The following is a 3,917-nucleotide window of genomic DNA, read 5'->3' on the forward strand; positions in this document are numbered from 1 at the left end:
AGAGTCAGCTTAGTAAAATATTTAACTTTCTGGAACTATCAGACTTGCAGACCACCCCAAAAAGCTATACTTAACGACAGGTCATTTTGGACTGGTGTTTTGAGGACTTTTTACGCCGGTGATGACAACAGTTCCTCTGTTTCTTCCAAAACCTCTTCCGTGTCATCTTCCATATCGGATAACGGATTCAAATTGATCGCCTCCTGAAAATGGTTCGGATCAAATTTGGCGTAGCGCATGGTCATGGAAATATCGGCGTGTCCCAGTATCCGTTGCAGTACAATGATATTGCCGCCATTCATCATAAAGTGACTGGCAAAGGTATGGCGTAATACATGACTGCTCTGGCCTCTGGGTAAGCGTATATTGGAGCGTTTCAAGGCTCGGTCAAAACTGCACAGGGAAGAGGTGAATCCACCGTAACGGTCGAAATGGGCTTCCACTTCACGATAGAGTTTCTTATTGATGGGGATGCTGCGAACCTTCTTACCCTTTGTCTGCGAATAGACCATACAGCCGTTTTGCAGGTGGGTCATAGTGCGGCTTTCAACCTCTCCCCAGCGAGCACCTGTCGCAAGGCAGAGCTTGGTAATCAGCAGAACATGAGGGTTGTTACAGCTTGCCTTGATTTCCGTTAGCAGCGTGTTGATCTGCCGCTTGGTGAGGTAGGCCAGCTCTCGTTCCTGAAGCTTGATCTTCTTGGCCTTCTCCAATGGGTTTTGGTAGTGGGTCTCATCAATCTCGATGAGGTAGTTATACACGGCTCTCAGGTAGCCCAAATGGTTGTTCAGGGTCTTGTCGGATACAGTCCGCTGGTTGTCGGCCTTGCCCATCTTGTTAATGCGCTTGATCGCCTTGTAATCATTGAAGCGGGAAACCGTCATCCGTCGAGCCTGAATATCACCAATAACCTGAACCATGCTGTCCAGCACATTCCTGGTACGCTCACCGTCTGCCAGTTCCTGACCTCTGCCCTGATACCAGATATCGATGATCTCGGATAACAGGCGTTTATCCTCCTTCTCGATAAACTCCTTATTCTTGAGTTGCGTCTGTCCCTTGATGAAGTCGACGAACTGGTTGCATTCGGCCTTGGTGTCGTAAGTGCGCCGATACCGTTTTGCACCTCGCTTCAATTGCAGGTCAACTTTCCATTTTCCGGTTTTATGATCTTTTCGAATGCTCACTATTCAATGCCCTGAATTGTTATTTTGATTCTAAACCGTGATTTTTTATAAACAGAAAATAAAAACTAACCGGTTGTAAGCGCTTTGGATTCTATTTCTGAATTAAATGAGTAAAAAAATCACCGAGGATATTGTCAGCGTTGATTCCAAAACTATATGGTTTCGAATTTACAGGGAAGTCATTTCTCTGTTCCACTAATCATAATAAAAAATGGATGAAAGATGGCTGAGAATATCTGCTTGTTTTTTTACTATTAATATGTTTTCTGAATCTGTTGGTGTCACAAAAAGAACCGTCGAGGCTGGATTGATCGAGGATTTATTCCCACGGTTAAAATCGGCAAGCGTCGTCTGGTTAATGGTCACGCCATCAGGAAACAACTGGAAGAGTCCAGCGATGAAAGCCCTGTTTTAGCAGGTTGCTAAAACAGGGCTTTCATCGCATTTATCTGCAAAAAACAAATGATTATTTCACTCTTTTTCTGTTCTTCATTAGGGCGGGAAATAACCTATTTTATTTGACAGTGAATTCCGCTGATAAGCTTCACTGTCAAAAAAAACGTTATTTCCTTTCTATTGGTGGTTGTTAGCCATTGTTAGTGTTTAATGGTTTTAAACGCTTTTAATTAACAATGTGAGTCTGCTTTCTTTGTTGATTTTGATTTTCTGTAATGTAAGGGTGATTCGAGCAGGTTCAGAAATTGCGTTATGGAATAAAAGCAATGATTCAATTAAAAAATATCTTCTCACCACCACTGAGTTGATATTGCTTTTGGCCAGGTCATTGTTGGTTGGTAAGGGGGGGATCTTATTATCTTTTTAATAAGATAGCTTTGTTTTATCGATTTTATGTATCTATTGTTGATTAATTTTTAATGCCAAAGCTTAAAAGATTCTGATATCACTAGATAATGCCGTGGTTTTAGGGTAATCGGGGGAAGTTTAATAAGATTGTTATCGAAGACTTTAATCTCATATTGCAGGCTAATATGAACTGGTAAGGTTTATTATCCTATTTTTTTTTACGACAGAAGTCCCCATCATTGAATAACGTGAAGGTATCAAGAGTAGCAAGAATCAAAGTAAGGATGCTCCAGTGCTTCGGTGGGGGATAGACGGTATTTCGGGTTTATTTTTGTTAATGCAGCAAATAACTCGGCGGCCTGTTCTCCTTCCTGTTGTAGAAGCTGTTGGTATGCTTTTTCTCTCATTGTTTTTATTTCTTTTACAGCTTCATGAAGAAGCATTTGACCTTTCAACATTGCATCACTGACTTGCATTACAGGGTAACCTAGACGCATTTCAGCGAACGTACAGCCTAAGGACCAAGAGTCTGCTCTGTCATTATGATAATTGTTCAATTCATATACTTTTTCTAGAGGCATATAGTCTGGTGTTCCGTTACCAGTTTGAATATTTCCGGCCATTTTTTCTGCAAGCCCAAAATCGCATATTTTCACAATGCCTTTGCCGTTGATAAGAATATTTTCAGGTTTGATATCATGATGCTGATAACCAGCTTGAAATAGGGTGCTAATCCCTTTGACAGCCTGAAAAAAAGTTCTTTTTAGCTCTTCATCCTTGAAAAGACCATCTTTTTCTATTGAATTCAGTATATCTAAACCTCCATACTCCAAAAGGGCATATTTTTTATCTGATCTTCCTCGACTCAGGGAGATAAGGTTCACAATATTCTCTGTGTTTCCACCAGCTCTTGCCACTGCACGCTGAATCTTTATTAACTTTGCACACTCTATTCTCCGCTCAGCATCATCACCTACCATTTTGAGGGCAAGATGTTGATTAGTATGTCTGTGCACTACAAGATCTACAGAGCCAAAAGCTCCCTCACCTAACTTACGGACTTTGTATAAATCTTTTTCAGGTACGATGGGGTAATTGTACTCTTTATCGATAGAGGCACCTTTAAAAGTAATAGGCGCTGCCATTTGAAGCTGATGCTCATCATTAGAGTGAGCATTTCGTTGTAAAAGGGGTGTTTTATTTCCTTTTATTACCTCTTCTTTTTTTGAGTTCACATAAGGTTGCCCTACTTCAGGAGTCACAGGCAGCCCTCCGAAGGAACCTTTATTGGGCTTGGGTTGTTTTGGTGGATGAGGCTGAAAATGATGTGGCTCCATGCCATCTTTGATTCTTCGAGGCATTCTTTTCCTCTGGGCGTAATAATCCAATAGAAGCAAAAAAAAAAGATATATTCACAAATAGTAAAGCGGCCAATCGGTAGCAGGCTTTAATAAGACCTTTCCTGATGACACTGAAGCTACCTTTACTTGCAGTCTGGTGATTGCTATTTGGATAGAGGTACTATTTAAATAACTACATGATCTGTCTAATAAAGCAACCATATATAAAGGGAACCTTTCCTATTTTATGAGGTGTAGGTTGGGGGGGGGGGCATCTGGAAAGCTTTCCCATTCTATAGTGTCATTAAAAATTTTTAATGAATCAAAAATCAGAGCCACTATCGCCCCATTCATCAAAGGCTCTCCTGGTTTTCGTGAAGGCAAAAGCCACCAGGGCGAGTTGCCTTTACACATGGCGGCTGAAGCGGTGCTTTTTCTTTCGGTATGAAAAAGTACCGGTTTAGTGCATCGTGAAAACCCACGTCCTATGGACGTGGTTATGAATGGTTGGCTCCGCCTGCCATGAACTACCCATGCTACTTCTTAACTCTGAGTTGTCCCCACGACTACTAGAGATAGGAAGTAA

The 3,917-nt window shown here is 41.4% G+C and carries 2 protein-coding genes; both read right to left on the minus strand.

Annotation, left to right across the window (positions count from 1 at the left end; all coding sequences use genetic code 11):
* Positions 1-110 precede the first annotated feature (110 nt).
* On the minus strand, positions 111-1,187 hold the full coding sequence (locus AK963_RS26480; RefSeq protein ID WP_066018349.1) for a phage integrase: 1,077 nt from the start codon (positions 1,185-1,187) through the stop codon (positions 111-113).
* A 1,061-nt stretch (positions 1,188-2,248) separates the two neighbouring features.
* Positions 2,249-3,352, minus strand: a complete 1,104-nt coding sequence (locus AK963_RS26490; protein WP_066018351.1) for a protein kinase domain-containing protein — start codon at positions 3,350-3,352, stop codon at positions 2,249-2,251.
* Between the last annotated feature and the right edge of the window lie 565 nt (positions 3,353-3,917).

Origin of the sequence: Endozoicomonas atrinae (assembly GCF_001647025.1) — a bacterium.
GTDB lineage: Bacteria > Pseudomonadota > Gammaproteobacteria > Pseudomonadales > Endozoicomonadaceae > Endozoicomonas > Endozoicomonas atrinae.